Source organism: Congzhengia minquanensis (genome assembly GCF_014384785.1).
In the GTDB taxonomy this organism is placed as follows: domain Bacteria; phylum Bacillota; class Clostridia; order UBA1381; family UBA9506; genus Congzhengia; species Congzhengia minquanensis.
Map to the genome: position 1 here is coordinate 166,964 of NZ_JACRSU010000003.1, position 26,339 is coordinate 193,302.

At 45.4% G+C, this 26,339-nt stretch carries 32 protein-coding genes and 1 pseudogene; 31 read left to right on the top strand and 2 right to left on the bottom strand.

The window, feature by feature from the left end; genetic code table 11:
• The first annotated feature begins 2 nt into the window (after nucleotides 1–2).
• The 21 genes and pseudogenes from H8698_RS08580 to H8698_RS08675 all read left to right on the top strand — a co-directional run bounded on the left by H8698_RS08580 (nucleotide 3) and on the right by H8698_RS08675 (nucleotide 18,209).
• Nucleotides 3–1,019: an alpha-L-fucosidase gene (locus H8698_RS08580; protein ID WP_249312817.1), complete on the top strand. Its 1,017-nt coding sequence runs from the start codon at nucleotides 3–5 to the stop codon at nucleotides 1,017–1,019.
• Nucleotides 1,020–1,064: 45 nt separating this feature from the next.
• Nucleotides 1,065–2,576 carry a tannase/feruloyl esterase family alpha/beta hydrolase gene (locus H8698_RS08585; RefSeq protein WP_249312818.1) on the top strand — a complete coding sequence of 504 codons (1,512 nt, stop codon included), beginning with the start codon at nucleotides 1,065–1,067 and terminating at the stop codon, nucleotides 2,574–2,576.
• 43 nt (nucleotides 2,577–2,619) lie between these two features.
• The gene (locus tag H8698_RS08590) at nucleotides 2,620–3,759 is read left to right on the top strand and encodes a DUF2264 domain-containing protein (RefSeq protein WP_249312819.1); all 1,140 of its coding nucleotides are present in this window, start codon (nucleotides 2,620–2,622) and stop codon (nucleotides 3,757–3,759) included.
• 368 nt (nucleotides 3,760–4,127) lie between these two features.
• A pseudogene (locus tag H8698_RS13560) lies at nucleotides 4,128–4,373 on the top strand (replication initiator protein A).
• A gap of 138 nt (nucleotides 4,374–4,511) precedes the next feature.
• Nucleotides 4,512–5,402, top strand: coding sequence for a LysR family transcriptional regulator (locus H8698_RS08600; RefSeq protein ID WP_177680132.1), 891 nt, complete (start codon nucleotides 4,512–4,514; stop codon nucleotides 5,400–5,402).
• A 95-nt stretch (nucleotides 5,403–5,497) separates the two neighbouring features.
• On the top strand, nucleotides 5,498–5,851 hold the full coding sequence (locus H8698_RS08605) for a MerR family transcriptional regulator (RefSeq protein WP_249312820.1): 354 nt from the start codon (nucleotides 5,498–5,500) through the stop codon (nucleotides 5,849–5,851).
• 26 nt (nucleotides 5,852–5,877) lie between these two features.
• On the top strand, nucleotides 5,878–6,015 hold the full coding sequence (locus tag H8698_RS08610) for a hypothetical protein (protein ID WP_249312821.1): 138 nt from the start codon (nucleotides 5,878–5,880) through the stop codon (nucleotides 6,013–6,015).
• A 23-nt stretch (nucleotides 6,016–6,038) separates the two neighbouring features.
• Complete coding sequence (locus H8698_RS08615) at nucleotides 6,039–6,698, top strand: flavodoxin (RefSeq protein ID WP_249312822.1); 660 nt, start codon at nucleotides 6,039–6,041, stop codon at nucleotides 6,696–6,698.
• Nucleotides 6,699–6,709: 11 nt separating this feature from the next.
• Nucleotides 6,710–7,024, top strand: a complete 315-nt coding sequence (locus tag H8698_RS08620; protein WP_249312823.1) for a hypothetical protein — start codon at nucleotides 6,710–6,712, stop codon at nucleotides 7,022–7,024.
• 17 nt (nucleotides 7,025–7,041) lie between these two features.
• Entirely contained in the window at nucleotides 7,042–7,254 is a 213-nt protein-coding gene (locus H8698_RS08625; RefSeq protein ID WP_249312824.1) for a tautomerase family protein, read from the top strand.
• A gap of 30 nt (nucleotides 7,255–7,284) precedes the next feature.
• Nucleotides 7,285–8,448, top strand: a complete 1,164-nt coding sequence (locus tag H8698_RS08630; RefSeq protein ID WP_177680127.1) for an iron-containing alcohol dehydrogenase — start codon at nucleotides 7,285–7,287, stop codon at nucleotides 8,446–8,448.
• Between the two features lie 25 nt (nucleotides 8,449–8,473).
• A complete protein-coding gene (locus H8698_RS08635) occupies nucleotides 8,474–9,889 on the top strand; it encodes a flavodoxin (protein ID WP_249312825.1) in 1,416 nt (471 codons plus the stop codon).
• 12 nt (nucleotides 9,890–9,901) lie between these two features.
• Nucleotides 9,902–11,095 (top strand): flavodoxin, encoded by a 1,194-nt coding sequence (locus H8698_RS08640; protein ID WP_249312826.1) that lies wholly within the window; start codon nucleotides 9,902–9,904, stop codon nucleotides 11,093–11,095.
• A 94-nt stretch (nucleotides 11,096–11,189) separates the two neighbouring features.
• Entirely contained in the window at nucleotides 11,190–12,230 is a 1,041-nt protein-coding gene (locus tag H8698_RS08645) for an aldo/keto reductase (protein WP_249312827.1), read from the top strand.
• Between the two features lie 184 nt (nucleotides 12,231–12,414).
• Complete coding sequence (locus H8698_RS08650) at nucleotides 12,415–13,116, top strand: carboxymuconolactone decarboxylase family protein (RefSeq protein WP_249312828.1); 702 nt, start codon at nucleotides 12,415–12,417, stop codon at nucleotides 13,114–13,116.
• Nucleotides 13,116–13,523 carry a cupin domain-containing protein gene (locus H8698_RS08655; RefSeq protein ID WP_249312829.1) on the top strand — a complete coding sequence of 136 codons (408 nt, stop codon included), beginning with the start codon at nucleotides 13,116–13,118 and terminating at the stop codon, nucleotides 13,521–13,523. The genes H8698_RS08650 and H8698_RS08655 overlap by 1 nt, the downstream gene beginning before the upstream one ends.
• Nucleotides 13,524–13,539: 16 nt before the next feature.
• Complete coding sequence (locus tag H8698_RS08660) at nucleotides 13,540–14,244, top strand: DUF4405 domain-containing protein (RefSeq protein ID WP_249312830.1); 705 nt, start codon at nucleotides 13,540–13,542, stop codon at nucleotides 14,242–14,244.
• A 14-nt stretch (nucleotides 14,245–14,258) separates the two neighbouring features.
• Complete coding sequence (locus H8698_RS08665) at nucleotides 14,259–16,058, top strand: flavodoxin (RefSeq protein ID WP_249312831.1); 1,800 nt, start codon at nucleotides 14,259–14,261, stop codon at nucleotides 16,056–16,058.
• A 252-nt stretch (nucleotides 16,059–16,310) separates the two neighbouring features.
• The gene (locus tag H8698_RS13515) at nucleotides 16,311–16,553 is read left to right on the top strand and encodes a helix-turn-helix domain-containing protein (protein ID WP_430393576.1); all 243 of its coding nucleotides are present in this window, start codon (nucleotides 16,311–16,313) and stop codon (nucleotides 16,551–16,553) included.
• A 191-nt stretch (nucleotides 16,554–16,744) separates the two neighbouring features.
• Nucleotides 16,745–17,167: a helix-turn-helix domain-containing protein gene (locus H8698_RS08670; protein ID WP_249312832.1), complete on the top strand. Its 423-nt coding sequence runs from the start codon at nucleotides 16,745–16,747 to the stop codon at nucleotides 17,165–17,167.
• A 73-nt stretch (nucleotides 17,168–17,240) separates the two neighbouring features.
• Nucleotides 17,241–18,209: a glycoside hydrolase family protein gene (locus H8698_RS08675; protein ID WP_249312833.1), complete on the top strand. Its 969-nt coding sequence runs from the start codon at nucleotides 17,241–17,243 to the stop codon at nucleotides 18,207–18,209.
• Nucleotides 18,210–18,284: 75 nt separating this feature from the next.
• On the opposite strand, the gene H8698_RS08680 is transcribed toward H8698_RS08675, so the two are convergent.
• Nucleotides 18,285–19,193, bottom strand: a complete 909-nt coding sequence (locus H8698_RS08680; RefSeq protein ID WP_249312834.1) for a M14 family metallopeptidase — start codon at nucleotides 19,191–19,193, stop codon at nucleotides 18,285–18,287.
• A gap of 77 nt (nucleotides 19,194–19,270) precedes the next feature.
• On the opposite strand from H8698_RS08680, the gene H8698_RS08685 reads away from it, so the two are divergent.
• Nucleotides 19,271–20,038 (top strand): M23 family metallopeptidase, encoded by a 768-nt coding sequence (locus H8698_RS08685; protein WP_249312835.1) that lies wholly within the window; start codon nucleotides 19,271–19,273, stop codon nucleotides 20,036–20,038.
• A 91-nt stretch (nucleotides 20,039–20,129) separates the two neighbouring features.
• On the opposite strand, the gene H8698_RS08690 is transcribed toward H8698_RS08685, so the two are convergent.
• Nucleotides 20,130–20,363: an HPr family phosphocarrier protein gene (locus H8698_RS08690; RefSeq protein ID WP_177680114.1), complete on the bottom strand. Its 234-nt coding sequence runs from the start codon at nucleotides 20,361–20,363 to the stop codon at nucleotides 20,130–20,132.
• A 157-nt stretch (nucleotides 20,364–20,520) separates the two neighbouring features.
• On the opposite strand from H8698_RS08690, the gene H8698_RS08695 reads away from it, so the two are divergent.
• The 9 genes from H8698_RS08695 (at nucleotide 20,521) to H8698_RS08735 (ending at nucleotide 26,325) form a co-directional block, all read left to right on the top strand.
• Nucleotides 20,521–21,153: a hypothetical protein gene (locus H8698_RS08695; protein ID WP_249312836.1), complete on the top strand. Its 633-nt coding sequence runs from the start codon at nucleotides 20,521–20,523 to the stop codon at nucleotides 21,151–21,153.
• 364 nt (nucleotides 21,154–21,517) lie between these two features.
• A complete protein-coding gene (locus H8698_RS08700) occupies nucleotides 21,518–21,838 on the top strand; it encodes a helix-turn-helix domain-containing protein (protein WP_177680112.1) in 321 nt (106 codons plus the stop codon).
• 8 nt (nucleotides 21,839–21,846) lie between these two features.
• Entirely contained in the window at nucleotides 21,847–22,068 is a 222-nt protein-coding gene (locus H8698_RS08705; protein WP_177680111.1) for a helix-turn-helix domain-containing protein, read from the top strand.
• A gap of 13 nt (nucleotides 22,069–22,081) precedes the next feature.
• Complete coding sequence (locus H8698_RS08710) at nucleotides 22,082–22,303, top strand: helix-turn-helix domain-containing protein (RefSeq protein ID WP_177680110.1); 222 nt, start codon at nucleotides 22,082–22,084, stop codon at nucleotides 22,301–22,303.
• Between the two features lie 11 nt (nucleotides 22,304–22,314).
• Complete coding sequence (locus tag H8698_RS08715; protein ID WP_177680109.1) at nucleotides 22,315–22,539, top strand: helix-turn-helix domain-containing protein; 225 nt, start codon at nucleotides 22,315–22,317, stop codon at nucleotides 22,537–22,539.
• Between the two features lie 160 nt (nucleotides 22,540–22,699).
• Nucleotides 22,700–23,824 carry a tRNA guanosine(34) transglycosylase Tgt gene (gene tgt / locus H8698_RS08720; protein ID WP_249312837.1) on the top strand — a complete coding sequence of 375 codons (1,125 nt, stop codon included), beginning with the start codon at nucleotides 22,700–22,702 and terminating at the stop codon, nucleotides 23,822–23,824.
• Nucleotides 23,825–23,842: 18 nt separating this feature from the next.
• Nucleotides 23,843–24,496 (top strand): serine O-acetyltransferase EpsC, encoded by a 654-nt coding sequence (epsC, locus tag H8698_RS08725; RefSeq protein WP_249312838.1) that lies wholly within the window; start codon nucleotides 23,843–23,845, stop codon nucleotides 24,494–24,496.
• Nucleotides 24,497–25,900: a cysteine--tRNA ligase gene (gene cysS / locus H8698_RS08730; RefSeq protein WP_249312839.1), complete on the top strand. Its 1,404-nt coding sequence runs from the start codon at nucleotides 24,497–24,499 to the stop codon at nucleotides 25,898–25,900.
• Nucleotides 25,901–25,908: 8 nt separating this feature from the next.
• Entirely contained in the window at nucleotides 25,909–26,325 is a 417-nt protein-coding gene (locus tag H8698_RS08735) for a Mini-ribonuclease 3 (RefSeq protein WP_249312840.1), read from the top strand.
• The last annotated feature ends 14 nt before the right edge of the window (nucleotides 26,326–26,339 follow it).

Below are 26,339 nucleotides of genomic sequence, written 5' to 3' on the forward strand. Positions count from 1 at the left end.
AAATGGATAATAAAGAATGGTTCCGCAAAGCAGAATTTGGAATGATGGTTCATTTTGGGCTGTATTCTGTATTGGGCGGCGAATACCGCGGAACACGGGTCAAAACGTATGCGGAGTGGATTCAGTCCTACTGCGCGATCCCCAACCGCGCGTATGACGAACTGACACGTGTATTCAATCCAATTTATTTTGATGCGGAGGAATGGATTCGTCTGGCAAAGGACTGCGGAATGCAATATTTTGTTATGACTTCGAAGCATCACGAGGGATTTGCCATGTATCACTCAAAAGCGGACAAGTTCAACGTGGTTGACGCCACGCCTTTTGGCCGGGACATTACGGCGGAGCTGGCGGAGGCCTGTTATAAGCACGGGCTGAAATTCGGCCTTTATTATTCCCAGGAGCTTGACTGGCATGAGCCAAACGGAGGCGGCTACACCAACCACGAGCCTTGCGCAGGCGTGTCGTGGGACAATTCATGGGATTTTAAAGATGCGGAAAAAAAGAATTTTGACCGTTGCTTTGCAGAGAAAATTAAGCCCCAGGTGGAAGAGATTTTAACGGGTTACGGAGATTTGTGTTTAATCTGGTTCGACGTGCCCCACACCATTTCGCCGGCGCAGAGCCTGGAATTAAACAACCTGGTAAAGCATTATCAGCCGAATTGCCTGATTAATTCCCGCATTGGCAACGGGGCTTATGACTATGTGTCTTTAGGGGACAACGAGATTCCTCAGGAGCCGCCGGAAGAGGCTCTGGAAAGCCAGAACATGAACGACCTTGCCGGCTATAAATTTTCGCCCTACGGCCTGTATGAAACAGCCGGAACCATGAACGACAGCTGGGGATTTCGGTATTACGACCAAAACTGGAAAACGCCTGAGGCCATAGCGGAAAACCGGAAAAAGCTGAACAGTTTGGGCGTGAATTACCTTTTGAACATGGGGCCGGACGGTTTGGGAAGAATGCCTTCAATGGCTGTGGAAAATTTAAGAAAAGCAGCGGAATTGATGCAATAAGACCGTTGCTGTTCCGCCATCATCGAGTAAAGAGAGAGGACGAAGATGGAAAAGTTAAAAATAAATGAACTTTTAAACATAAAGATTGAAAACTGCGAAATTACTGAAGCGGTGCAGACTGATCAAGGCACGGTAGTGCTGCCGGACGGCAGGACGTTTGAGCGGCTGCCAAAGCTGTGCGCTGTCCGCTTTGTCATGCGGCCGTCTCCCGTATCGTTTATCAGGGCTGAGCTTTGGCTGCCGGCAGAAAACTGGAACGGCAGATTTTTAGGCACGGGAAACGGCGGAAGCGCCGGGCGGATTTCTTATGAAGCGCTGGCAGACGGGGTACGGGAAGGCTATGCGGTGGCAAACACCGACATGGGCACTTCGCCAAATGTTGACGATTTAATCGGTGAGCCGGAACGCTGGGCGGATTTCGGACACCGCGCCACCCATTTGATGACGACCGTGTCAAAGGAACTTCTTGAGCGGTTTTATGGCAGATCTGCAGAATTTTCTTATTTTGTAGGCTGCTCCACAGGAGGCCAGCAGGCGTTATCATTAGCGCAGCGGTATCCGAACGACTATGACGGAATTGTCGCCGGGGTGCCGGCCAACAACCGCACGCTGCTGCATGCCTATTTTCTTTGGAACTATCAGGCAATGCACACAGCCGACGGCGGCGATATGTTTACGAAAGAGCAGGTTCAAAATTTAACGAAAACAGCAGTAGATTGGTTTCAAAAAAAGAAGGGCAGCGTGAAGCCAGACGCGTTTATACCAGACCCCCGTGCAGATGAGGCAGCCGCGGAAGAGATCATTTGCCTTGCAAGAAAAAACGATGCGTCGCTGACGGAAGAACAGGTCATGGCCCTGCGAAAGATTTATCAAGGCCCGATAAATCCAAGAACCGGTGAGCGCATTTATACGCCCATACCCTTTGGAAGCGAATTTACCGCTCCGGGAATTTTAAGCCAGCAAAGGTTAGAGGGTGCAGAGGGGCTGTTTTATGTGTTTCGGTGGGTGTTCGGAAAAGACTATGATTACATGAAGTTTGACTTTGACCGTGATATGGACGTCTATCAAAAGGCGCTGGCAAAGCATGTGAATGCCAACAATGCGGATTTGCGCGCCTTTCAAAATCGCGGCAGCAAGCTGATTATGTATTCGGGCTCGTCAGACCCGCTTGTGCCGTTTCAGGATGCAGTCAGCTATTATGAACGGGTGATTGAAAATCAAAATGGCTTGATGCAGACAATGGATTTCGCCCGGTATTTTTTAATTCCCGGTATGGGCCACGGCACAGAGGGGCCGGGGGCGCAATTTGTGAAGCATATGGAAGAAGGCGTGTTAAAAGCCCCCTTGGACGCTGTGGTCGCGTGGCGGGAGCAAGGCGCTGCGCCTGAGGTGCTGTATGCCGTTCGGCAAAACGGCGACGATAACGATTTTTGCCGCCCGGTTTATCCCTATCCACAAAAAACAGAAATCAGCAAGGAGAATTCGGACAACTATTTTGCAGCACCAGGGGAGCGGGACGGCGTGGAAAAAATTGCACTGCGCTATCTGGAAGAGTAAAAGCTAGCTCATATCAGATTATTTATGAAAGCAGGCGGAATTTATGGAAACAGTCAGGTCGTATTGGGTTGACACCATGCTGAAAATTGCAGGCCCGGTGATTTTCGCGCTGGAGAAGGATTCTTTGCGGAAACAGATGCCTGTGGAATGCAGGCAGGAAGATGACGGGCGCGGGCAATATACATATCTTGAAGCGTTGGGACGCACGCTTTGCGGCATTGCGCCGTGGCTTGCGTGCAAAGGGCTGACGTGCGGTGAGGAGCAAAAACGGCAAGGGCTTGCGGCCGCCGCAAGAACGGCAATTAAAAATGCCGTTACACCGGGCTGTTCTGATTTTATGAACTTTGAAACAGGCGCACAGCCTATTGTGGACGCGGCTTTTTTGTGCCACGGCCTTCTGCGGGCTCCAGAGGAATTGTTTGAACCGTTAGAGAAAGAGACAAAGAAAAATCTGATTTTACAGCTAAAAAAAACAAGAACCAGAAAACCGTACTACAATAACTGGCTGTTGTTTTCGGCAATGATTGAAGCATTTTTCTATTATGCAGGAGAAGCAGACTGGGATTCTATGCGCATTGACTTTGCCGTGAAACAGCACATGCAGTGGTATAAGGGCGACGGGGTTTATGGCGACGGAAACGAGTTTCATTTTGATTATTATAACAGTTTTGTCATTCAGCCCATGCTGGTGGATATTTTAAACACCGTGGGGCATGAGTATGAAGATTGGGCGGAGGTTACAGAAATCGTAAAAAAACGGTTTTCCCACCATGCTTCGGTTTTGGAGGGACTAATCGGCACAGACGGTTCTTACCCCGTAATCGGCCGGTCTTCCGCCTACCGGTTCGGGGCGTTTCAGGCGCTGTCACAGGCTGCTTTGCAAAATCTGTTAGAGCCTGACTTATCTTATGGACAGGTGCGCTGCGCCCTTACCGCTGTGATTCAAAAGGTGATGCAGTTTGAAAATTTTGACCATGAAGGATGGCTTAAAATCGGCGTTTGCGGCAGCCAGCCGGCGATTGGTGAACCCTATATTTCAACCGGAAGCCTGTATTTATGCACAACAGTGTTTTTGCCGCTGGGGCTTCCTGCGTCACACCCGTTTTGGACAGAGGCAGACAGTCCGTGGACAGCTAAGAAAATTTGGAGCGGTGAAAATTGTGTTTCGGTGCATTCAATATAAATTCGCAAAAAAAACAGTTAATGAGCTAAAAACATGATACTGTGGGATTCATCACAGATTTTTACATTAGATTTATTACTTATTTACTACATTTGCAGGAAAGAGCCTTGATATGACTGCCAAATTTCTGTGATAAACACACAAAAAACCAAATACGAAGACGATTAGACAGTCTTTGAAAAAAGGCTGTCTTTTGTTATATATAAGACTTTTTGAAAGGAGCCTTGATTGATGACTTTTGAATATTTTTACGGCAATGAAAGCGAACAATTTACTTTTTATCGCAACCCAAAAATTTTGTTTAAGGACAAGCGTTTCAAGAGCATATCCACAGTAGCAAAGGTGTTATATGGTCTATGCTGGATCGTATGAGCCTGTCTGTTAAAAACAGATGGTTTGATGATAACAACAGAGTATATATTATTTATACACTCGATGAAATTATTGATGATTTGAGGTATGCAAGATAAAAAGCGGCGAAGTTACTGGATGAATTGGATAATGAAATTGAGTTAATCGAGCAAAAGCGGCAAGGTCTTGGAAAACCGAATATTATACTGGTTAAAAGCTTTGTTAGCGAACAAGACACAGCCGATAAAACAGCGGATAATTAAGAATAGAAAAAACGTAAATACAGAAAATATATCTGAATGAAATGCATTGAAGTAATTGCATTTTTGTGTTATGATTATATCATAACAGCGTTTTTCTAAAGACGACAAAAAAATTTTATTTTTTGTGAGGTGAAGCGGATGGAGTTTCGGGTATTAAATTATTTTTTAGCGGTTGCAAGAGAAGAAAATATCACAAAGGCGGCACAAAACCTGCATGTGACGCAGCCGACGTTATCGCGGCAGATTGCGCAGCTTGAGGAAGAACTTGGCGTCAAGCTGTTCCAAAGGAGCAACCATCACATCATTTTAACCGAGGACGGCATGATATTAAAACGCAGGGCGCAGGAAATTATAGCGCTTGCCGAGAAAACAAAAGTTGACTTAAACCACGGCGAGCAGATGTTGACTGGAGAAATTGCAATAGGCAGCGGCGAATTTCAGGCAACGGCGTTTTTATCCGAGCTTATCAGCGCATTTCATAAAAGGCATCCGCTTGTAAAGTATTCCATTTACAGCGGTAACGCCTCCAACATCCATGATTATATTGAGCGCGGTCTTTTGGATATTGCACTCGTGTCAGAACCAATCAATATCGGTAAGTACGATTTTATTTCAATAAATCAAAAGGAAGTATGGGGCGCGCTCGTGCGCAGCGATTCAGATTTTGCGGCAAAAGAATTTTTAACACCGGAGGATTTGAAAGACTTTCCGATTATTATATCCTCAAGAGATCCGGTAAAAGAAATGTATGGCAAATGGCTCGGAACCAATGCCAATGATTTGAACATTGCTGCTGGAGGAAATCTATTATATAATATGTCGGCACTTGTATCAGCTGGAATGGGAGCTGCAATCTGTGTAAAACTTAACTGTACATATGATAACTGTAAGTTTATTCCTCTATCGCCGAAAATTGAATCGAGTTCGTTTATCATCAGAAAAAAGGATCAGGTATTCTCACGCGCAACAGCAGAGTTTATTGAGTTTGCAAAGACATGCTTAAAAGGCATTTCTAATAATAGTTTATAAGTATTAGACATTTCATAAAGATGGATATATAATATAGGTGTTCCGAAAAGGAGCGCCTATATTTTTTATGCATAACCAAAGGAAAGGTGATTGAAATGACGATGGATGAAGCAAGCAACCGTTACCATATTCCCATCAACATTCTAAAGGAATACGAAAGCTGGGGGCTGTGCGGCGAGGTGGAAAAGGTTATGGGAATGTGGAATTATGATGACAGCGATATAGAGCGCTTAAGCACCATTATGACGCTCCATGACATAGGCTTTACCAAGAACGAGGTCAGAAAATATATGGAGCTGCTGTATGCAGGCCCGTCTACAGAAAAAGAAAGATTAGATATGCTGAATACCAAGAGAACTGGAACGCTGGATGAAATTCATTTTCGAGAAAGGCAATTAGACCGTTTGGATTATCTGCGGTTTGAAATTCAAAGAAACCAGCAAAAATAGAAAGAGGGGAAAGAAACACGTATGATATGGAACGAAACAAAGCCTTAAAGGAAATGGGAACCACCGCGCTTTTTGAAAAAAATGAAAACATGATTGATATTTTGGAAAACAGCGGCCCATTTACCCAAGCAAGTACACAAATCCATTTGCGGATTATGAAATAAAATTTTTGAAAGGAGTTTTGAAAATGAGAAAACTATGTTCTTTTCTGATGATTTTTACAATGCTGCTCTCCGGTGCGGCTTGCAGCAGCAACACAACCAACAAAGAGGTTCCTTCGACGGAACCGCAAGAAAATACGCCAAGCCCTGTGCCTACGGAGAACCCGGAAAATCAAGAGGTTTCTGCTGAAACGACGGAGGGCATTTCCAAATCACTGGTTGTTTATTTCTCATGGTCGGGCAATACCGAAAATGTCGCGAAATCCATTCAAAACCAAACGGATGCAGATATATTTGAAATCATCCCGCAAACGCCATATAGCGATGATTATGACACGGTTGTGGATTTTGCGCAGGAGGAACAAAGAGCAGACGCCCGACCGGCCATTTCCGGCAGCATTGAAAACATCGCGCAGTATGATGTGGTTTATGTGGGTTTCCCGAATTGGTGGGGCGACATGCCGATGATACTTTACACCTTTTTTGACAGCTATGACCTATCGGGGAAAACGATCGCGCCATTCTGTACCAGCGGAGGCAGCGGGCTTTCCAATACGGTAAATGAAATAAAAAGCCTTGAATCGGGTGCGGCTGTAACAAAGGGGCTTCACATCGGCAGCAGTTCTTCGTCTAATCCTGAACATGCGGTCAAAGCATGGCTGGACGAGATTGGGCTTGCAAAATAGAGAGCTGCTTTATGAAAAAATATCTTTCGTTACTTCTCTCTTGCCTGCTCGTTTTTTCTTTTGCGGCATGTAATCAGGCAGAAAAAGCGTCTAATGCAGATACGCCTGTAACGAATGGGATGCAGGAGGCAGTGAATGTGCAATTTCCGGAAAATTTTGTTTTGATTGAAGGCGGCAGATTTGGGCAAAGCCTAACCGCAATTTCGAAACTGGTGCCAAGCGCTGCTATGAGGGACGCCTTGTCCGTTCATTATTCAGGCGGTTCCTCCCTCGCCCAAGATATCAGCAACTGGCTCAAAGAAAATTATATTGCAGGAAACGAGTAAAAAGGAGGTGGTGAGATATGCCACATATTGATATTACAATGATTCCCGGACGGGATGATACTGCGAAAAAAGAACTTGCAGTAAAAATACAAAGGTTTGCAGCCGATGAATTGGGCATTGATAAAAAATTTGTTTCTGTGTCTATTGAAGATATTGCAAAAGAAAATTGGAATGAACATATACAAAACATGTGTGACAAAAAAATGTTTCTTCATCCTATCAAAGCGTAGGATGGAAACGGTTTAAGGAGGAAATAAGCAATGAAACTGGACTTTTATTACCACAACCCAACCAAAATTTATTTTGGAAAGACGGCGCTGGAACACTTGCCGGCAGAACTTGCAAACTACGGCGATACGGTATTACTGGTTTATGGGAAGGGTTCTGTGAAGAAAAGCGGTCTTTATGATGAGATAACCGCTGTTTTACAAAAAGCAGGAAAAACCGTTGTCGAGCTTTCCGGCATCAAATCGAACCCGACCTATACACAAATGCTTGAGGGCGCAAGGCTCGTCCGCGAACACCAAGTTCATTTGATTTTGGCGGTTGGCGGCGGCTCGGTCATTGACTGTGCCAAAGGGATTTCTCTGTCCGCCTATTGCAAAGGCGACCCGTGGGAACGCTACTGGGTCAACTTTGAGGACGTGGATAACGAGATTGTGCCGGTGGGCGCTGTTTTAACCATGGCGGGAACCGGCTCGGAAATGAACGGCGGCTCGGTGATTACAAACGAGGAAAAAATGCTCAAAAACGGCAGGGTATATCCACCGGAAGTATATCCGAAGTTTTCCATTTTGAATCCCGAATACACCTATACCGTTCCGAAATATCAAATGGTAAGCGGTATTTTTGATACCATGTCTCATCTGATGGAACAGTATTTTTCCGGCACAGATGACAACACCACCGATTATCTCATCGAAGGGGTGATGCGCTCCCTGATACACAGCGCAAGGATTGCCCTGAAAAACCCGGAGGACTATGAGGCACGCAGCAACATTATGTGGTGTGCTGCGATTGGGCTCAATACTGTCACCGGCCTTGCCAAAGAGCAGGATTGGGAAGTACATATGATTGAGCACCAGCTTGGCGCATATACCGATTGCGCCCATGGCGCAGGGCTTGCGGCGATTTCCATACCGTATTATAAGTACATATCCCCATATGGATTGGACAAATTTGTCCGTTTTGCGAACAATGTGTGGGAGATTCCGACTGACACCATGACAAAAGAAGATGCAGCAAACGCAGGGATTGAGAAACTTACCGCATTTATTGAGGAGCTGGGTCTGCCGCAGACTTTGCGGGAACTTGGCGCAACAGAGGCAATGCTTCCCTTGATTGCAAACTCTACCGTACAGGGCGGCGGATATAAGCATATGACCGCCGATGATATTCTAAACGTCTTAAAGGCTTGTTATTAAATGATATTTTCAGGAGGTTACGAGGATGAAAAAATTTCTATCAGTTTTATTGGCATTATGCTGTGTTCTCAGTTTGTTTTCCATGACGAGCGGTGCAGCGGAAAATGTAACAGCAGAAGAAAATATCTCTGTTGTTTTGCAGATTGGAAATTCCATGATGACGGTAAATGGCAACACTTTGGAAATTGATCCCGGCAGAGGCACCGTGCCGGTTGTGGTAAACGACAGGACGCTCGTTCCCATTCGTGCAATTATCGAAGCAATGGGTGGAACCGTTTCTTGGGATGAAGCGGCGCAAACAGCAGTGCTTGGATATAACAATAACGAAATCAGGCTTACCATGGATCAACCCGTTGCCTATTTCAACAATGAAGCATATACCCTTGATGTCGCGCCTGCCACAATGAATGACCGTACGATGCTCCCCATTCGGTTTATTGCAGAACGATTTTCTTTTCATGTGGATTGGAACGGTGAGGAACAGCGCATTACGATTACGGGAGAGCTTTCAAACAGCGAACCCACAAAGGAGCCTGTAATTACACCGGAGCCGGAAGAACCACCTGCACCGGCAAACGCTCACGCACTGACCATCTGCTTTTCTGCAACCGGGAACACTGAAACATTGGCAGAAACGGTTGCGCAGGCAGCCGGAGCAGACTTGGCAAGAATTATCCCGGTAGAGCCATACACAAGTGCAGACTTGAATTACAATGACAATTCCTGCCGTGCAAATCAGGAACTTAATTCCGATGCGCGCCCTGCCATCGAGCCGCTGGAAGTAGACGTTTCGCAATATGATGTAATTTTGCTGGGCTATCCCATTTGGTGGGGGCAGTGTCCGCCGGTTGTGCGTACATTTTTAGACAGTTACGATTTGTCCGGTAAAACGATTCTGCCGTTTTGCACCAGCGGTGGCAGCGGGATTGGCGGCAGCTTGTCTAAAATTCGGGAATTAGCGCCGGACAGTACGGTGACAGACGGTTTTCGCGGAACGTCCTCCACGGGGACGGCACAGATTGACGAGTGGCTGCGTGACAACGGTTTTGTAAGGGAAACGGTAGGTGAACCGGAAAGGATGGCGGAAACCAAAGTGCGTCTTTCGTGGGATAATAACGAAGTGATCGTTGTGCTGGAGGACAATGCGACCACGCAGGATTTTTTATCCAAACTGCCCATGAATATAATGCTTGAGGATTATAATAATACGGAAAAAATCAGCTATTTGGAAGAAGCACTTGTGAAAGACGAAACGGCAGCAGGCTGTGATCCGATTCCCGGAACGGTTGCACTATATGCGCCTTGGGGAAATCTCTCTATTTTTTATAAAGATTGGAGTTATTCAAATGATTTAATTCCAATGGGGCAAATTGAAACGGGATTGGATGTGCTGACTGCTATGAACAGCGATGTTGCCGTTCATATAGACCGCGTGGAATAATTGGAGGTTGTGATGAAAATGCGAAAGTATGCTGCTTTATTGTTGCCGCTGCTTTTGATGTTGTGCAGTGTAAACTCATTCGTTGCAGCGGCAGAACCCGCATTGACTGTAACAAAATCAGCGGCATATGCAACTGATTGCCCTGCGAATTCAAATTTGATTGTTGCGTTATATCAAAACGAACGGCTCGTTGGAACTAAAATATATATCGGAACCGGAACCATTCAAGGCAATTATACACAGGATTTGGAAGAAGCGTTGACACACTCCGATTCCATCAAAACATTCCTATGGGACATATCTACTTTAACCCCGCTGATTCCGTGCTTTTCTTCCCGCATTGCCGACTTGCCGGAAGAACCGACAGAAAAACCGGAACGTGTATTAACATTGTTTTTTAGCTGTACGGGAAATACGCATACGCTTGCTGAAAAAATTCATACAGCCGCCGGAGGCGATATGGCTGAAATCATCCCGGCAGAGCCATACACAAGCGCGGACTTGAATTACAATGACAATTCCTGCCGTGCAAATCAGGAACTTAATTCTGATGCGCGCCCTGCCATCGAGCCGCTGGAAGTAGACGTTACGCAATATGATGTGATTTTGCTGGGCTATCCCATTTGGTGGGGACAGTGCCCGCCGGTCGTGCGTACATTTTTGGACAGTTACGATCTATCCGGCAAAACGATTCTGCCGTTTTGCACCAGCGGGTCCACAGGAATCAGCGGCAGCTTGTCTAAAATCCGGGAATTAGCGCCGGACAGTACGGTGACAGACGGTTTTCGCGGAACGTCCTCCACGGGGACGGCACAGATTGACGAGTGGCTGCGTGACAATCATTTTACGGAAGCGGTTTTTATGCGTATGAAGCTGGCTGCCGCAAACGGCGATATCATCGTTAAACTGGAACAGAATAATGCGGCAAAAAATCTTGCAGCTATGCTGCCGCTGGATTTGAACTTCAGCGATTACAACAACACAGAAAAGATTGCCTATCCGCCGGAGGAGATTGATATATCCAATACTACGCCTGGAACGGCTCCGAAGGCCGGTGATTTAACCATTTATGCACCCTGGGGAAATCTTGCGCTGTTTTACAAAGATTGGAGCTATTCGTCGTCGCTGATCCCGCTGGGCAGGATTGAATCGGGTGCGGAACGGATTCCGGCATTGGACGGTACGATACGGGCAGAGGCATATTAGAAGCAGGCGGCACAGGATATTCCGGATAATACCGTGGCATGCGGAAATCCCTGCCGGGGAAAACGCCGGATGGAAGAATTATGAGGTGAATGATATGCAATATACGAAATTAGGAAAATCAAACCTGACCGTATCCCGCATCTGCATGGGATGTATGGGGTTTGGCGACGCAGCAAACGGACAGCATACCTGGACGGTTGACGAAGCGCAGTCACGCATGATTATCAAACAAGGACTTTCTTTAGGCATTAACTTTTTTGACACAGCCCCTGCGTATCAAAACGGGACAAGCGAGCAGTATCTGGGCCGCGCCCTTTGGGATTTTGCGCCGAAACGGGACGAAGTGGTGATTGCAACCAAATTCTTGCCCCGCACAGCCGAGGAAATGAAAAAAGGGATTACCGGACAGCAGCATATTGAGCGCAGCTTAAACCGCAGTCTTGCCAATCTCGGCTTCGATTATGTGGATTTGTATATTTATCATATGTGGGATTATAACACGCCTGTTTATGACATTATGGAAGGACTGAACCGGGTTGTAAGGGCTGGAAAAGCGCGGTATATCGGCATTTCAAATTGCTTTCCTTCTCAGCTTGCAGCAGCAAACGCGGTTGCAGAAAAAGAGGGATTTGCGAAATTGATATCCATGCAGGGGCATTATAACCTGATTTTCCGCGAGGAAGAAAAAGAAATGAATCCCTATTGTCAAAAAGAACAAATCGCCCTGACGCCATACAGCCCCCTTGCGGGCGGGCGGCTTTCTAAATTCCCCGGCGAGACCTCCAAGCGGCTCATGGAGGACGAGTATGCGAAAGGCAAATATGACGCCGCTGCGGAGCGCGATATGGGGATTGTCCAACGTGTGGAGGAACTGGCATTTCACCATGGTGTTTCCATGACGGAAATTTCTCTTGCATGGCTTTTAACAAAAGTCACAGCGCCGGTTGTCGGCGCGACAAAAGCAAGCCATGTGCAAGGGGCGGTGAAAGCAACAGAATTGCGGTTGAGCAATGAGGAAATTAAGTATTTGGAAGAATTATATACGCCCCACGAGTTGGTCGGCGTAATGGCGCAGAACACAGAAACTGCCGCAAACCAGCCGCATGTTTGGTCGGCGGGGAATCAAGAACTGTAAGGCGTGTTTTAACGGGAAAGTTCCTTTCCCGTTAAGCCTCCGGCGGGTTGAATTGCCCGTGTGATTTTTTCCTTTCGGCAAACGCACATGGGCAAAAAGATCTCTTATCATTCCTTTGCCCTGCTGATAAGAGAAATTTAAAAACTATTTGTGCCGATGCAGGGCGGCGGAATGGAGATTTTTTATGGATATTTATGAGACCGACCCGGAATTTGCAGAACGGTTTGCGTATTTTTTGCAAAACGAGGTACTACAGGAACCGGGGCAACAGTTGGATTCCAAGACAAGATATATGATAATTTTAGCAGCGCTGATGGGCTGTCAGGCGGAGGGCGCCTACAGGGAAGTGTTAGCGGAGGCGCTGGACAGCGGTCTTTCCCCCATCGCAGTAAAAGAGACTGTCTATCAGGCGACAGACTATTTGGGATATGGCAAGATGCTGCCGTTTTTGCATAGAACCAATGAACTTTTATCAGAACGCGGCGTCCCTCTGCCGCTGAAAGGACAGGCAACCACGACATTGGATGACCGACTGGAAAAAGGTGTGCAGATACAAGCTGTTATTTTCGGTGAGCAGATGAAAGAAGCGTGGAAAGCCGGACCCATCAACCGCTGGCTGGCGGCAAATTGTTTTGGCGATTACTACACCCGGACAGGGCTATCCCTTGCACAAAGGGAACTGATTACCTTTTGTTTTCTGATGGCACAGGGCGGATGTGAGCCTCAGTTGACCGCCCACGCAAAGGGGAACATGAATATTGGCAACGACAAAGACTTTTTGATGCGCGTAATATCGCAATGTTTGCCGTATATCGGGTATCCGCGCAGCTTAAATGCGATTGCCTGTATCAATCGGGCAGAGAAAGAAATGCAGGAGGTAAAATAATGAATTTAAAAGAATCCCTTTTTCACACCGGCGCGCCGAATAAGGCGTTTGCACAGTATTTTGATGGGAAAAGCTACTTAAATATGCTGACCGATGATGGCGTGAAGATTGCTAATGTGACATTTGAGCCGGGCTGCCGCAACCATTGGCATATCCATAAAGCCGCCGAGGGCGGCGGGCAAATTTTGCTCTGCACGGACGGGACCGGCTGGTATCAGGCATGGGGCGAAAAGCCGCGAAAGCTGCATCCCGGTGATGTGGTGGTCATTCCTGCCGGCGTCAAGCATTGGCACGGCGCGGCAAAGGATAGCTGGTTTTCTCATTTGTCAGTTGAAATTCCAGGACGGGAAACTGCAAATGAATGGTTGGAGCCGATAGCGGAAAGCAGCTATGCCGCACTAAAATAGAAAGGCGGTTTGTGTTGTGAAGAAGAAAGCGGCTGTAAAAATAGGGTTAGATGTGAGCATGACTGTTTTGCTGCTTTTGTTAATGGGTTATCAGTTTTGGGGCGGCACAGTGCATGAATGGATGGGTGCCGGACTGTTTTTTCTGTTTATCCTCCATCATATGCTGAACTGCAATTGGTACAAAAATATAGGGAAAGGCAACAATACGCCATTGCGTATCGTTGGATTCATCATAGATGTTTTGTTGTTTGCCGATATGCTGATATTGATGTATAGCGGGCTTGTCATATCAAAAACCGTATTTGCTTTTTTACCAGTAGGCGGTGGGCTTGCTATGGCAAGACGGTTACACATTATAGGCTCTTACTGGGGATTTTTACTGATGAGTCTGCACATTGGATTTCATTGGGGTATGCTTTTTGGTCTTTTCCGAAAAGCGCTGCACCTTACCTCGAAAAAAGCAAATGTTGTATGCTTTGCTGCAGGGCTGATTACAGCAGGATATGGTGCGTTTGTTTTTGTAAAGCGGAACCTCCTGTCCTATCTTTTATTAAAAAGTGAATTTGTATTTATGGATTATGCTGAATCAAAGCTGCTATTTTACATAGACTATTTGGCACTCATGGGACTGTGCAGTTTCATTGCGCACGTTCTGTCAAAACTTTGCATACGCCTATATAAAATATCGCAGCAGAACACAATCGCGATAAGGAAAAAATGAAAGGAGTATCGTTTATGAAAAGAATATTATGTATGACGTTAAGCCTTATTCTGTGTTTTTCATGCTTTGCTGTTTTTGCAGCAGATGAAACGCAGGACTTATCCATTTTATTGCAAATTGACAATCCGCAGATGTTGGTAAACGGAGTGGAAAAAGAAATTGATTTCGGAAGGGGCACAGCGCCTATTTTGCAAAACAATAGAACGTTGCTCCCTGTCCGTGCGATTGTGGAAGAAATGGGCGGTACTGTCCTTTGGGACGGCGCAAGCCAAGAAGTTACCTTGTCCCTTGGCGCAAATGAAATCCGTCTTGTAATAGACAGTACCACTGCATATTTGAATGACACAGCACAAACGCTTGACGTTGCGCCGACAGTGTTAAATGACCGCACGATGCTCCCGATTCGCTTTATTGCAGAGAGTTTTAAATTTTCGGTAGATTGGAATGAAACAGAGCAAATGATTACGATTACCAAAACAGGCAATACAGATGTCAATATAGAAGCAACGGATGATTTTGTTTTAATAAACGGCGGTACTTTTCAAATGGGAAGCCCTGAAAACGAGCCGGAGCGTGATGCTGACGAACGACTGCACGAGGTGTCGGTTGACAGTTTCTATCTTGCAAAAACAGAACTGACGCAGCAGGATTATCAGGCAGTCACAGGGAGCAATCCCAGTGAGTTTCAAGGTGCGGGAAATCCTGTTGAAAACGTAACTTGGTATGATGCAATTCGATTCTGTAATACAAAAAGCGAAGTCGAGGGGCTTTCCCCGTGTTACACCATTTCTGGTACGACTGTTACATGGGACAAAAGCGCCAACGGCTACCGTTTGCCTACAGAAGCCGAATGGGAATATGCGGCAAGGGCAAACACGGATACGCCGTTTTCTTTTGGCAGCTATGTAAATGACGAGGACGCAAACTGTTATAATGCTTATGGTTATAACAACAATGCAAGCGGACAATGGGTAAACGGTTACTTAGAACATACCGTAAGCACCGACAGTTATCTGGCCAATGGCAACGGTTTATATAACATGCACGGCAATGTAGCTGAATGGGTGTGGGATTGGTATGGCAGTTACAGTGAGGAAGCATCGCTAAATCCAACAGGTATGCAGGCCGGCAATTATAAAATTGCCCGCGGCGGCGGTTGGAATGATTTTCCGAAACATATTCGCAGTGCATACCGCAGCGCTTACCCGGCAGATGTTCCCCTTTATAGTATCGGTATTCGTTTAGCCCGAAACGCAGTGGATATGACGGGTACTGTAACGAGCGAAAATCATGCAAATGCCGACGGCAGGAATAAAACGCTGATTGTCTATTTTTCGCAAACAGGCAATACAGACGGTTTTGCCAATATCATTGCCGAAATGACAGGTGCGGATATATTCCGGGTGGAACGGAAGACACCATATTCAGCTACGGGCAATTCCGTTAGTCTTTATGCAGAGGCTTTGACAGAATACAGAGAAAACGCAGTCCCGGACTTGAACGCATATCTTGAGGATGTCGGTCTCGACATCAATCAGTATGACACCATTTTATTGGGATATTGTAATTGGTGGGCTTCCATCCCTGCCCCTATACGCACATTTCTAACGCACTATGATTTTAGTGGCAAAACAATTATTCCGTTTTGCAGTATGGGCGGCGGGCGCTTTGGGCAAACCATCAGTGCGGTTGCTAAACTTGCCCCCAACAGCACCATTCAAAAAGGACTGGCTGTAACCTATTCTTCTTATAACAGAGATGAAATTGCCACATGGCTTGCAGAAAATCGAATTGAAATGGTAAATGCACAGTAAATTCTCTGACTTTTTATATAAGATTTTATTAGTAAGTGCCGGTAAATTATATATCCTTAACATTGCATGCTGAATGTTTTACGCAACAGTCTTGTACTTACGGTATGAGGCTGTTTTTATTACTTGTTCGTGAAAGCAATATCTAAGGTGCCTATGTTTTATCATTCTGTGGATTGTTTCAATCATGTTTATGAAAATTTGTAATTGCAGTTGGAATGACAGTAAAAATGGATTTTTGGGTATTGGGGGAAAATATACGAATTTGCCGAGAGTAAGGGTTTAACACAAGAAAAATTGGCAGAACTTTCGCATATTTTTGTAAAACATATTTTAAAAATCGAACTTGGTAAAGTTAATTTGAAAATGGAAACATTTGTAAATCTTGCTAATGCCTTAGATATGGCAACAAATACCCTTCTACGCAATTATGTTACACACAGCGAGAACATCTCTGTTATTGAAATAAAACTGGAAATGAAACACATTTATTCTTAGAAAAGCAGCATTTAACGGATCGAAGTGTGACAAAAAGTTTCAATGCGGCGAAATTTGTTTCATTTTACCTAATTTGCGAAAAAAGTCTTGATTTTATGCGAAATTCCTGTTATTCTATAATTAAAGTTCAAGTTTCTTGAACTTTTTGACATCTGTGGTTTAAAAATATGACAGAATGCGAGGAAAGCTTTATGAGCGAAAAAGAATTTGAGATTTTTGCAAAAAGGTTAAAAGAGTTACGCTCGGTGGAAGGTTTGACACAGGCCAAACTTGCCAAAAGATTAAATGTTTCCAGAAGCTGCCTTGCTAATTATGAATCGCACAAGAGAAAGCCTGATGAAGAAATGGTTCGGACAATTGCAAACTATTTCGGTGTCAGTGAAGCTTACCTAACAGGAAATAAAAAGACTTATTTTCCCATTGATGACAACCGCGGACACGACCTTGACATTGCAGAATTCTTGTCGTCTGACGGCCAGCTGGACATTTCTGGGGTTTCGCCCACGGCCAAAATTGCTTTGATTGAATTTTATAACTATTTGATGGATAGGTCCCAGCACGAAAAAAACGAGATGAATCCGCCGGAGAAAGCAAAAACCGGGAGCGATCAATAACTGATTGCATTGACTTTTTCTTCCGTTGAACGTATAATAAGGAAAGAGTACGAGCAAAGCGGAGGATGGTGCAATGAATTTTAAAAACAGAATGCTGCCTACAAAATTAAACTATCAATTCAGAGAAGAAGGATATCATGTCTGGTGCGGATCGGCGTTTCAGTTTCGGGGCAATTGTTATTTCATTTATTCGCGGTGGAAAAAAGATTTGGGATTTGCTGCGTGGGTAACAGATTCAGAAATTTGCCTTGCAAAAGCCGATCATATTTTTGGCGAGTTTCATCATGTAAAAACACTATTCGGAAAAGACGAAGACGATCGGTGGGACGCCTCCTGCAAACACAATCCCACAGTTTTAAAGTATGAGGACAAGATTTATTTATATTATATGGGCAACCGCGGCAACGGGGAATGGTGGAACCACCGCAACAACCAGCGGATTGGCTGTGCTGTAGCCTCTGACCCGGAGGGGGAGTGGCGGCGAAAAGAAGAGCCTGTGATTGATGTAAGCAGCCACGGCTTCGACTCGCTGATGACTTCAAACCCAACCGTGACGCAAATGCCTGACGGCAGGGTTCTGGCAGTTTATAAAGGCGTTTCTAAGGAGGGGGAGCTTCCCAAGGGCGGCCCGGTTATCTGCGGCGTAGCCATAGCAGAACATCCTGAGGGGCCCTTTATCAAAGAAAAAGAGCCTATTATGCAAAACCCCAACCACCCGTGGTCGGTGGAGGACCCGTTTATCTGGCGGGAGGACGGAAACTATTATTCCCTGGTGAAGGATTTTCACGGCTATTTTACAAAAACCAACGGCTATTCTGTGGCACTGTTTGAGTCCCGGGACGGAATTCATTGGGCGCCGTCAGACACGCCCCTGGCATTTACCCGGGAGCTTGTCTATGAAGACGGACAAATCCAAAAGGTTGCGCTGTTAGAGCGTCCCCAGCTTTATTTTGAGAACGGAACACCAAAGGCACTTCTTTGCGCCTGTGCGGCGGACGAAAATTGCACAGATACATTTCATGTCAGAATACCATTAAAATAAAATGTTACTAAAACAGCTATTTGAATCCAGTTATTTATGCTCTATGGAGAATTTCCCCATAGAGCATTTTTTCTCCTATAGACATAAAACCGCCTTTAAGTTGTCGCTGTAAATTTTATCAAACTGGGAGAGGGGCAGCGGGTTTTCCCCCTTACCTACCTCAATGGTATATGCGGGAATGTTGAAGTGTTCAATCACCCAGTCTTTATACCCGGAACAGTCGGTTAAGCCGTCGGCCTCAATGAGCTTATAGCCTGTGGCCCGGGCCAGGGTTTGGGCAATGTTAACCGCGCCCCGGGCGCATTTGCCGTTAAAGTTATAATAAATTTCTTCCCCCTGGGAGTGATAGGCAATAACAATGTCGGGGTTAATTTCTTTCGTCAGTCCTACAACGGCCTGGGTTTCCGGCTCGCTTTCCGGATATTCGCCGGAGTAGCGCCCTTTTCCCGGGCCGTAAACTCCTGCGGCAAATTCCATGGTGCGCCCTTTTTCAAACAGCGCGTCATAGTTGTGGTTTAAATCTACCCCACGGATGTTCGACTGCCAAAGCCCAACAAATTCGCGGCTTCCAGCGTTCATTCCAATCAGCCGCGACTGGGTAAAGGTTGGAATGTCCTCCGTCAGGCCGCGTATGCATAGGTTCACCCCGTCGGGATTTACCATGGGGATAAAATAAATGCTGCGCGTGTTAAAAAACTCAATCATATTCGTTTCCCCAAACCGTTTCCCCTCGCCGTACATGCGGCACAGCGCTTCAATCAGGGCCATGTTCAGCATGGCGGTGATCCATTCCTTGCCGTGGTGCGCCCCTGTGATGAGAATTTTTCTGCAGCCCCGTCCGAACCGGATAAACGGAATGCGTTTGCCCAAAACCGAATATCCTGCAGTGCCGCTTTCTAAAATGTTGTATTCCCCCATCAGACGAAAAAAGTCGTCCATGAAAACATCGTATGTATATTCCTTATCCGTGCTGATAATTTGCATATTCCATCACCTCAGTTCAATTTATGTATAAAAGTGAAAAAAATTACAAACAATAGCGGTGAAAGGAATGGTGAATTATGAAGAAAGCTTATGTAAAAGTGAAAAGTAAAAGTGCAACATCCATTTTAAAGCGGCCATACATAGCCGCAACCATTATTGGGGCTGCCATTTGTGCAATTGCTCTTTCTTTTGCCGTAAAACCGCCTGAAACGGACAAAACCGAAAAGGGAACAACGCTGTCTGCCGCTTCTAGCGTGCCGGAAGCTGAGGCGAGCAAAGCTCCGGAACCGCCAAAGGAAACCCCGCAAAAGCAGGCGCCCGCTGAGGTGACAGCACCGGCGCGCCAGGAGGTTACAAATCCCGATACAAACGAGGTGGCTGCCGTAGTACCGGAAGAAGACGCCAGCGTTTCTGTGGGTCTCTTTGGTAAGACGGCGGACGTAAAGTTTGTAAAACCGGTGGACGCGGAAATCATTAAGGCTTATTCCGGCACAAAGCCGGTAAAATCGAAAACACTTGGCGACTGGAGAATTCATTCAGGAATTGACATAAAAGCGGAAAAAGGCACAGAGGTGAAAGCCCCGGCAGACGGAAAAGTGATAAGCGCCGCCAAAGACGGTTTAACGGGATACACCATATCCATTGACCACGGAAATGGTATAATATCTACGGTGTATAACTTAGAAAGCACCGACAAGGTGACCGAGGGGCAGGAGGTTAAGGCCGGCGATGTGATCGGCACAGCCGGCACCAGCGCGGCATCTGAACTGTTGGACGACCCCCACATTCACTTTGAAGTAACGGTAAGCGGTGAGTTTGTCAACCCGGAAGAATATTTAAAATAAAAAAACAGCCCTCCGGCTGTGTGATGAGTTACGCAAAAAAAACAATATTAAACTAAGGGGGAACCGGCTGCGGTTCCCCTTTTCGTAACGCTTATTGGATATAAGCCTTGATCTCTTCAATAAATTTGTCTGCGTCTTCGCCTTCTGAATGAACGTCAACCTTGATAGGTTTGCTAAGATCGAGGCTGAAAATACCCATAATCGATTTTGCATCAACAACATATCTGCCGGATGTTAAGTCTACATCGAATTCATATTTGTTAACAATATTAACAAACGCCTTGATGTCGTTGATGGAGCTAAGTAAAATGTTGAATGTTTTCATTTTCATTCCTCCTTTTACCATAATTATAATACAAAAGCTTCCAATTGTCAATTTATTCTTTGTTAAATTTCAGTAATTTTTTTACAATTAATTTGACAATTTTTTTGATTTTGTTTATAATTGATTTAATATCGAATTAAAGGGGTCGCTGTGCGAAATGAAAAAGAATATGTCAAAGGGTTTTGTTTGGGCCGCGGTGCTTGCAGTTGCGCTGCTGTTTGCCGGCTGTTCAGACGGAACCAAAGAGGCGGAAAATGCCGCAAAAGCCTATTTAACCGCAGTTTCAGGGTTTAATTTAGACGTTATGGAAGCCTGTCTTTCCGAGGGGGAAAACGAAGATTTTGGAATTGACACCACTGTGATAGCCAAAGACCATGAACAGACAGATACATATAAAAAGGCCGTGGAGTCTATGTTTAAAGCGTTAAGCGGCACCGTGGAATATTCCATAGGCCAGTCGGAACAAAGGGACAAGAACACGGTGGTTGTCAACACCGAAATTCGGCATGCAGATGTGAACAAAGAAGCGGTTGACCAGTTTATGCAGCAGAAAATGGACGAATATGCTGACGCGCACCCGGAGCTTTCGCAAAAGACGGAAATTGAACAGAGCGACGTTGGCATTACGGTAATGGCAGACGCTTATAAAACATTTTTGCAGACGCAGAATAAAATTTCATCAGAAGTTGCCATTACGCTTGTCCGCGTGAGGGACCAATGGAAAATTTTAAATGGTGAAGAAAACCGGGAATTGAAGAACTTGTTGACGGAAATCTTCGGCACGTTTTAAACGAGGGTAACAAAAGCGCGGTAGAGAAATCCGCCGCGCTTTCGCCCCGCACCCTTAATTAAAATATCACACCACACGATATACACTCAATCAAGGAGCATAAAGGGGGATAAGGGAACGGTTTGGTCGTCCCCTTATCCGGGGGGATTATTAACAAACAAATAATTGACAGTAAATACCCGAAATGATATAATTATAATGTCACTCATAACTGAATCAAGGGAGTTGCTGTCTTTTTTTGTTTGTATTTTTATTATAATCTACAATAATGTAGATGTCAATACTTATATCTACAAATATGTAGAATTGGTTATATTATACAAAAGGGCAGATGTGAATTTGTAAAATATTTAGGAGGTGCAATATGTTTTGGGATACGTTTTATGACTTATGTAAGAAAAATAATACGACTCCAAATGCAGTTTGTGCAAGCGTTGGATTATCAACTGCTACATCTACCCATTGGAAAAACGGTGTAATTCCGAATTTGAAAACTGTATCTATGCTGGCAGAATATTTTGACGTTTCCATTGATTATCTTCTCGGGAAAGAAGAAATGACGGTTGAGCAATTTTTAATTGATGAGAATATGGTAGTGTATCGTCGGAATGGTAAAATTATCAAGGAAAAATTTACAGATGAACAAATGGAACGTGTTGTTAAATTTATTAAAACCATAAAGTAAGGGTTGTTATGTGCGAAATAGAGAGAATTTCGGAGCTTTTGAAAAAGCAGAATAAAACGCAAAAGGAGTTAACGGATTATCTTGGTGTGAGTAAAAATCTGTTTACAGAATGGAAAGCCGGTCGGAACCATTCTTATTGGAAATACTTAAAAGAAATTGCCGACTGCTTAGACTGTTCCATTGATTATCTGGTGGGCAGAACGGACATACCCGACGTAAACAAGGGATAGGTGTGAATAAAATATGGTAAACCTAAGCAATCTATTTCTACGAATGGAAGAATTAAATGTAACTTCAAAAAAGCTTTCGGATGCAACCGGAATATCCACTGGAAATATCGGTGATTGGAAATATGGCAGGAGTAAGCCGGGCGCTGAAAGCTTAATATTATTGGCCGATTGCCTTGATTGTTCGGTAGATTACCTTCTTGGAAGAACAGATGTGCCTGAAATGAACAGAAAATAGGTGATTATAATATGGCAGATATAAATAATTTATTTATTAGAATTGCTGAAAAAGGATTAACTGCTAAGATAGTTTCCAATGATACGGGCATTTCGACGGGGAACTTAAGTGACTGGAAAAAGGGGCGGTGTTTACCGGGAGCGGAAAACCTTGAACGATTGGCTGATTACCTTGACTGTTCCATCGACTATCTGGTGGGCCGAACAGACGTGCCCGAGGTAAACAGAAAAAAATAAATTGAAAGGACTGCGTTTGCAGTCTTTTTTTTATGCCTGCCCAATACAAAAGAAAGCGCCATTTCAGCCAGAAATTAGGAATTTTACATATTGAAACACGGCGAGGGGTGTGGTATAATATAAATAATTATGAGTATGGATTAATTTTGGAGCGTATACTATGTTTAAAATATTAAAAACAGAGGGCCGCGCCCGCAGGGGCGAGTTCCACACACCCCATGGCACTGTGCAGACGCCTGTGTTTATGAACGTCGGAACATCGGCGGCAATTAAAGGCGGCGTGTCGTCTGTAGACTTAAAAGATCTGAAATGTCAGGTGGAACTGTGCAACACCTATCATTTGCATCTGCGTCCCGGCGACGGGGTAGTGGCAGAGTTAGGCGGCCTGCACAAATTTATGAACTGGGACCGGCCAATTTTAACCGACAGCGGCGGCTTTCAGGTGTTTTCTCTGGCCTCTATCCGAAAGATTAAAGAAGAGGGTGTGTCTTTCCAGTCGCACATTGACGGGCAGAAAATTTTTATGGGCCCGGAGGAGAGCATGAGAATTCAGTCTAACCTGGCGTCAACCATTGCCATGGCCTTTGACGAATGTGCGGACTCAACGCTTCCGAAAGAATATTTTAAAGAGAGCGTTGCGCGGACAGAACGGTGGCTTGAACGCTGCAAAACCGAGCTTGCACGCTTAAACAAAACCGCAATTAACAAAGAGCAAATGCTGTTCGGCATTAACCAGGGCGGCGTTTATGACGATATTCGGATTGAAAACATGAAGAAAATTGCCAAGCTCGATTTGCCGGGCTACGCCATCGGCGGCCTGGCGGTGGGAGAAACGGCGGAGGAGATGTACCACATTTTAGACGTAACCCTGCCCTTTGCGCCGGAGAACAAACCGCGCTATTTAATGGGTGTGGGAACGCCCACCAATATTATTGAGGGCGTGGCACGGGGCATTGACTTTTTCGACTGCGTTATGCCCAGCAGAAACGCCCGTCACGGTCACCTTTTTACATCAAACGGCATAATTAATATAATGAACTTAAAATATCAGACCGACACAAGTCCAATTGACCCCAATTGCAGCTGCCCCACCTGCAGAAACCACAGTAGGGCCTATGTGCGGCACCTTTTAAAAGCCGGGGAAATGCTGGGCATGCGGCTGGCTGTCATTCACAACCTTTATTTTTATAATCAACTGACTGAAAATATCCGCACGGCGCTGGAAGAGGGCCGTTTTGAAGAATTCCGTAAAATCTATTCTCCGCTTCTTAGCAAGCGTATTTAATTTTATGAGGTATCAGCTATGTTTAAAAGATTGAGGGAAGACATTCAAACGATAAAAGAACGCGACCCTGCGGCACGAAACGCGTTTGAAATATTTTTTATGTATTCCGGGCTTCATGCCATCTGGTGGTATAGGGCGTCTCACTGGTGTTACCGCCACAAGCGGTTCAGCTTGGCGCGCTTTCTTTCCCAAAGCGGCAGATTCTGGACGGGAATTGAAATTCACCCCGGAGCGACCATCGGCAAGGGTCTGTTCATTGACCACGGCATGGGAGTTGTCATTGGCGAAACCACGGAAATTGGCGATAACGTTACCATTTATCAGGGCGTGACCCTAGGCGGCACAGGAAAAGACGTAGGCAAGCGCCACCCCACCATTGGAAACAATGTGTTAATCGGCTCGGGCGCAAAGGTTTTAGGGCCGTTCACCGTGGGGGACAATTCAAAAATTGCGGCAAACGCCGTGGTGCTTTCTGAAATTCCGCCAAACTCCACCTGCGTGGGTGTTCCGGCCCGGGTGGTGAAAATTGGAAACAAGCGGGTTTGCCCCGAGGATTTGGATCAGGTACATATTCCGGACCCCGTTTCCATGGAGCTTTGCAAGCTTTGCGCAAGGCTCGACAAACTGGAAAAAAAGCTGAAGGAAGAAACAACGCATGAGGAGGAAGCTTAATTGAAAATATATAATACGCTCACCAGGAAAAAGGAAGAGTTCGTTCCAATTACACCCGGAAAGGTGAAAATGTATTCCTGCGGGCCAACGGTGTATAATTATTTCCATATCGGCAACGCCCGCCCGTTTATCATTTTCGACACCCTGCGCCGGTATTTGGAGTATATCGGATATGACGTTACCTTTGTTCAGAATTTTACGGACATTGACGACAAAATGATTAAAAATGCCAACGAGCAGGGGATTACAGTAAAAGAGTTGGCGGATAAATTTATCGCAGAATATTTTAAAGACGCAAAGGGCTTGGGCATTAAAGAAGCAACAATCCACCCAAAGGCAACCGAAAACATGGACGCCATAATCAACACGGTAAACACGCTGGTAGATAAAGGATATGCCTATGAATCGAACGGGGACGTTTATTTTGAAACAAAGAAGTTTTCAGAATACGGCAAACTCTCCAAACAGCCGTTGGAGGACTTGGAAGCAGGCGCGCGCATTGACGTAACCGACGTGAAACGAAACCCTACCGATTTTGCCCTGTGGAAAGCAAAAAAAGAAGGGGAGCCAGCGTGGGAAAGCCCCTGGGGAGAGGGAAGGCCCGGCTGGCACATTGAGTGCTCTGCCATGGTAAACAAGTTCTTAGGCGATACCATTGACATTCATTCCGGCGGGCAGGACCTGATTTTCCCCCACCACGAAAACGAAATCGCCCAAAGCGAGTGCGCCAACGGAAAACCCTTCGCGCGGTATTGGATGCACAACGGCTATATCAATGTGGACAACGAAAAAATGTCTAAATCTAAGGGCAACTTTTTTACTGTCCGCGACGTGGCAAAAAAATATGACTATGAGGTAATCCGGTTCTTTATGCTCAGCGCCCACTACAGAAGCGTCATCAATTTTGCAGACGAACTGCTGGCTCAGTCGAAATCCGGTTTAGACCGTCTTTATAACTGCCTTTATAATTTGGAATTTTTAACGGAGAAATCGAAAAAACGACCGTTAACGCCTGAAGTGGAAACGGCAAAAACTGAAATCTTATCGTTTAAAGACAAGTTCTGCGCCGCGATGGACGACGATTTAAACACCGCAGATGCAATTGCCGCCTTATTCGATTTGGTAAAATATTTAAACAGCGCAAACAAAGAAGCTTGGCCAAAGGAGCTTTATGACGTATCAATTGGCCTTATGCGCGAGCTTGGCGGTGTTTTGGGAATATTTCACCGCCAACAGGAGGATACTATATCTGAGCGGGCAAAAGAACTGATTGAGCAGCGCAAAGAAGCCCGCGCTCAAAAAGACTGGGCAAAGGCTGATGAAATCCGTGATGAGCTGCTTTCGTTGGGAATTGAAGTTGCAGACACCCGTCAGGGCATGAAAATCAGAATTTTGGAAAAATAGAGGGAAACATGAATATTGAGTCAATTTTAAAAGAAACGAACGCGCCAGATGTGCGGGAACTGTCGCCCCTCACCTTAGCCTTTGTGGGCGACAGCGTTTACGAGTTATTTATCAGAACAAAAATCCTGTCCGCCGGCAGCCGCCCTGCCGGAGAGCTACATAAAATTGCCGTAGGCTATGTAAAGGCAAAAGCACAAAGCACAGCAATGCATGAACTGAAAAGTAGCCTTTCTGATGAAGAACTGGGCATTTACAAGCGCGGCAGAAACACCAATATTCACACCGTGCCGAAACATGCCGACATGAACGACTACCGCCAGGCAACAGGCCTTGAGGCACTGGTGGGGTATCTGTTCATTACAGGACAGGAGGAAAGGTTAAGCGAAGTTTTAGAATTTGCTTTTGCCGCAATTAGCCGGGCATAATAGCTCGGAGGAAT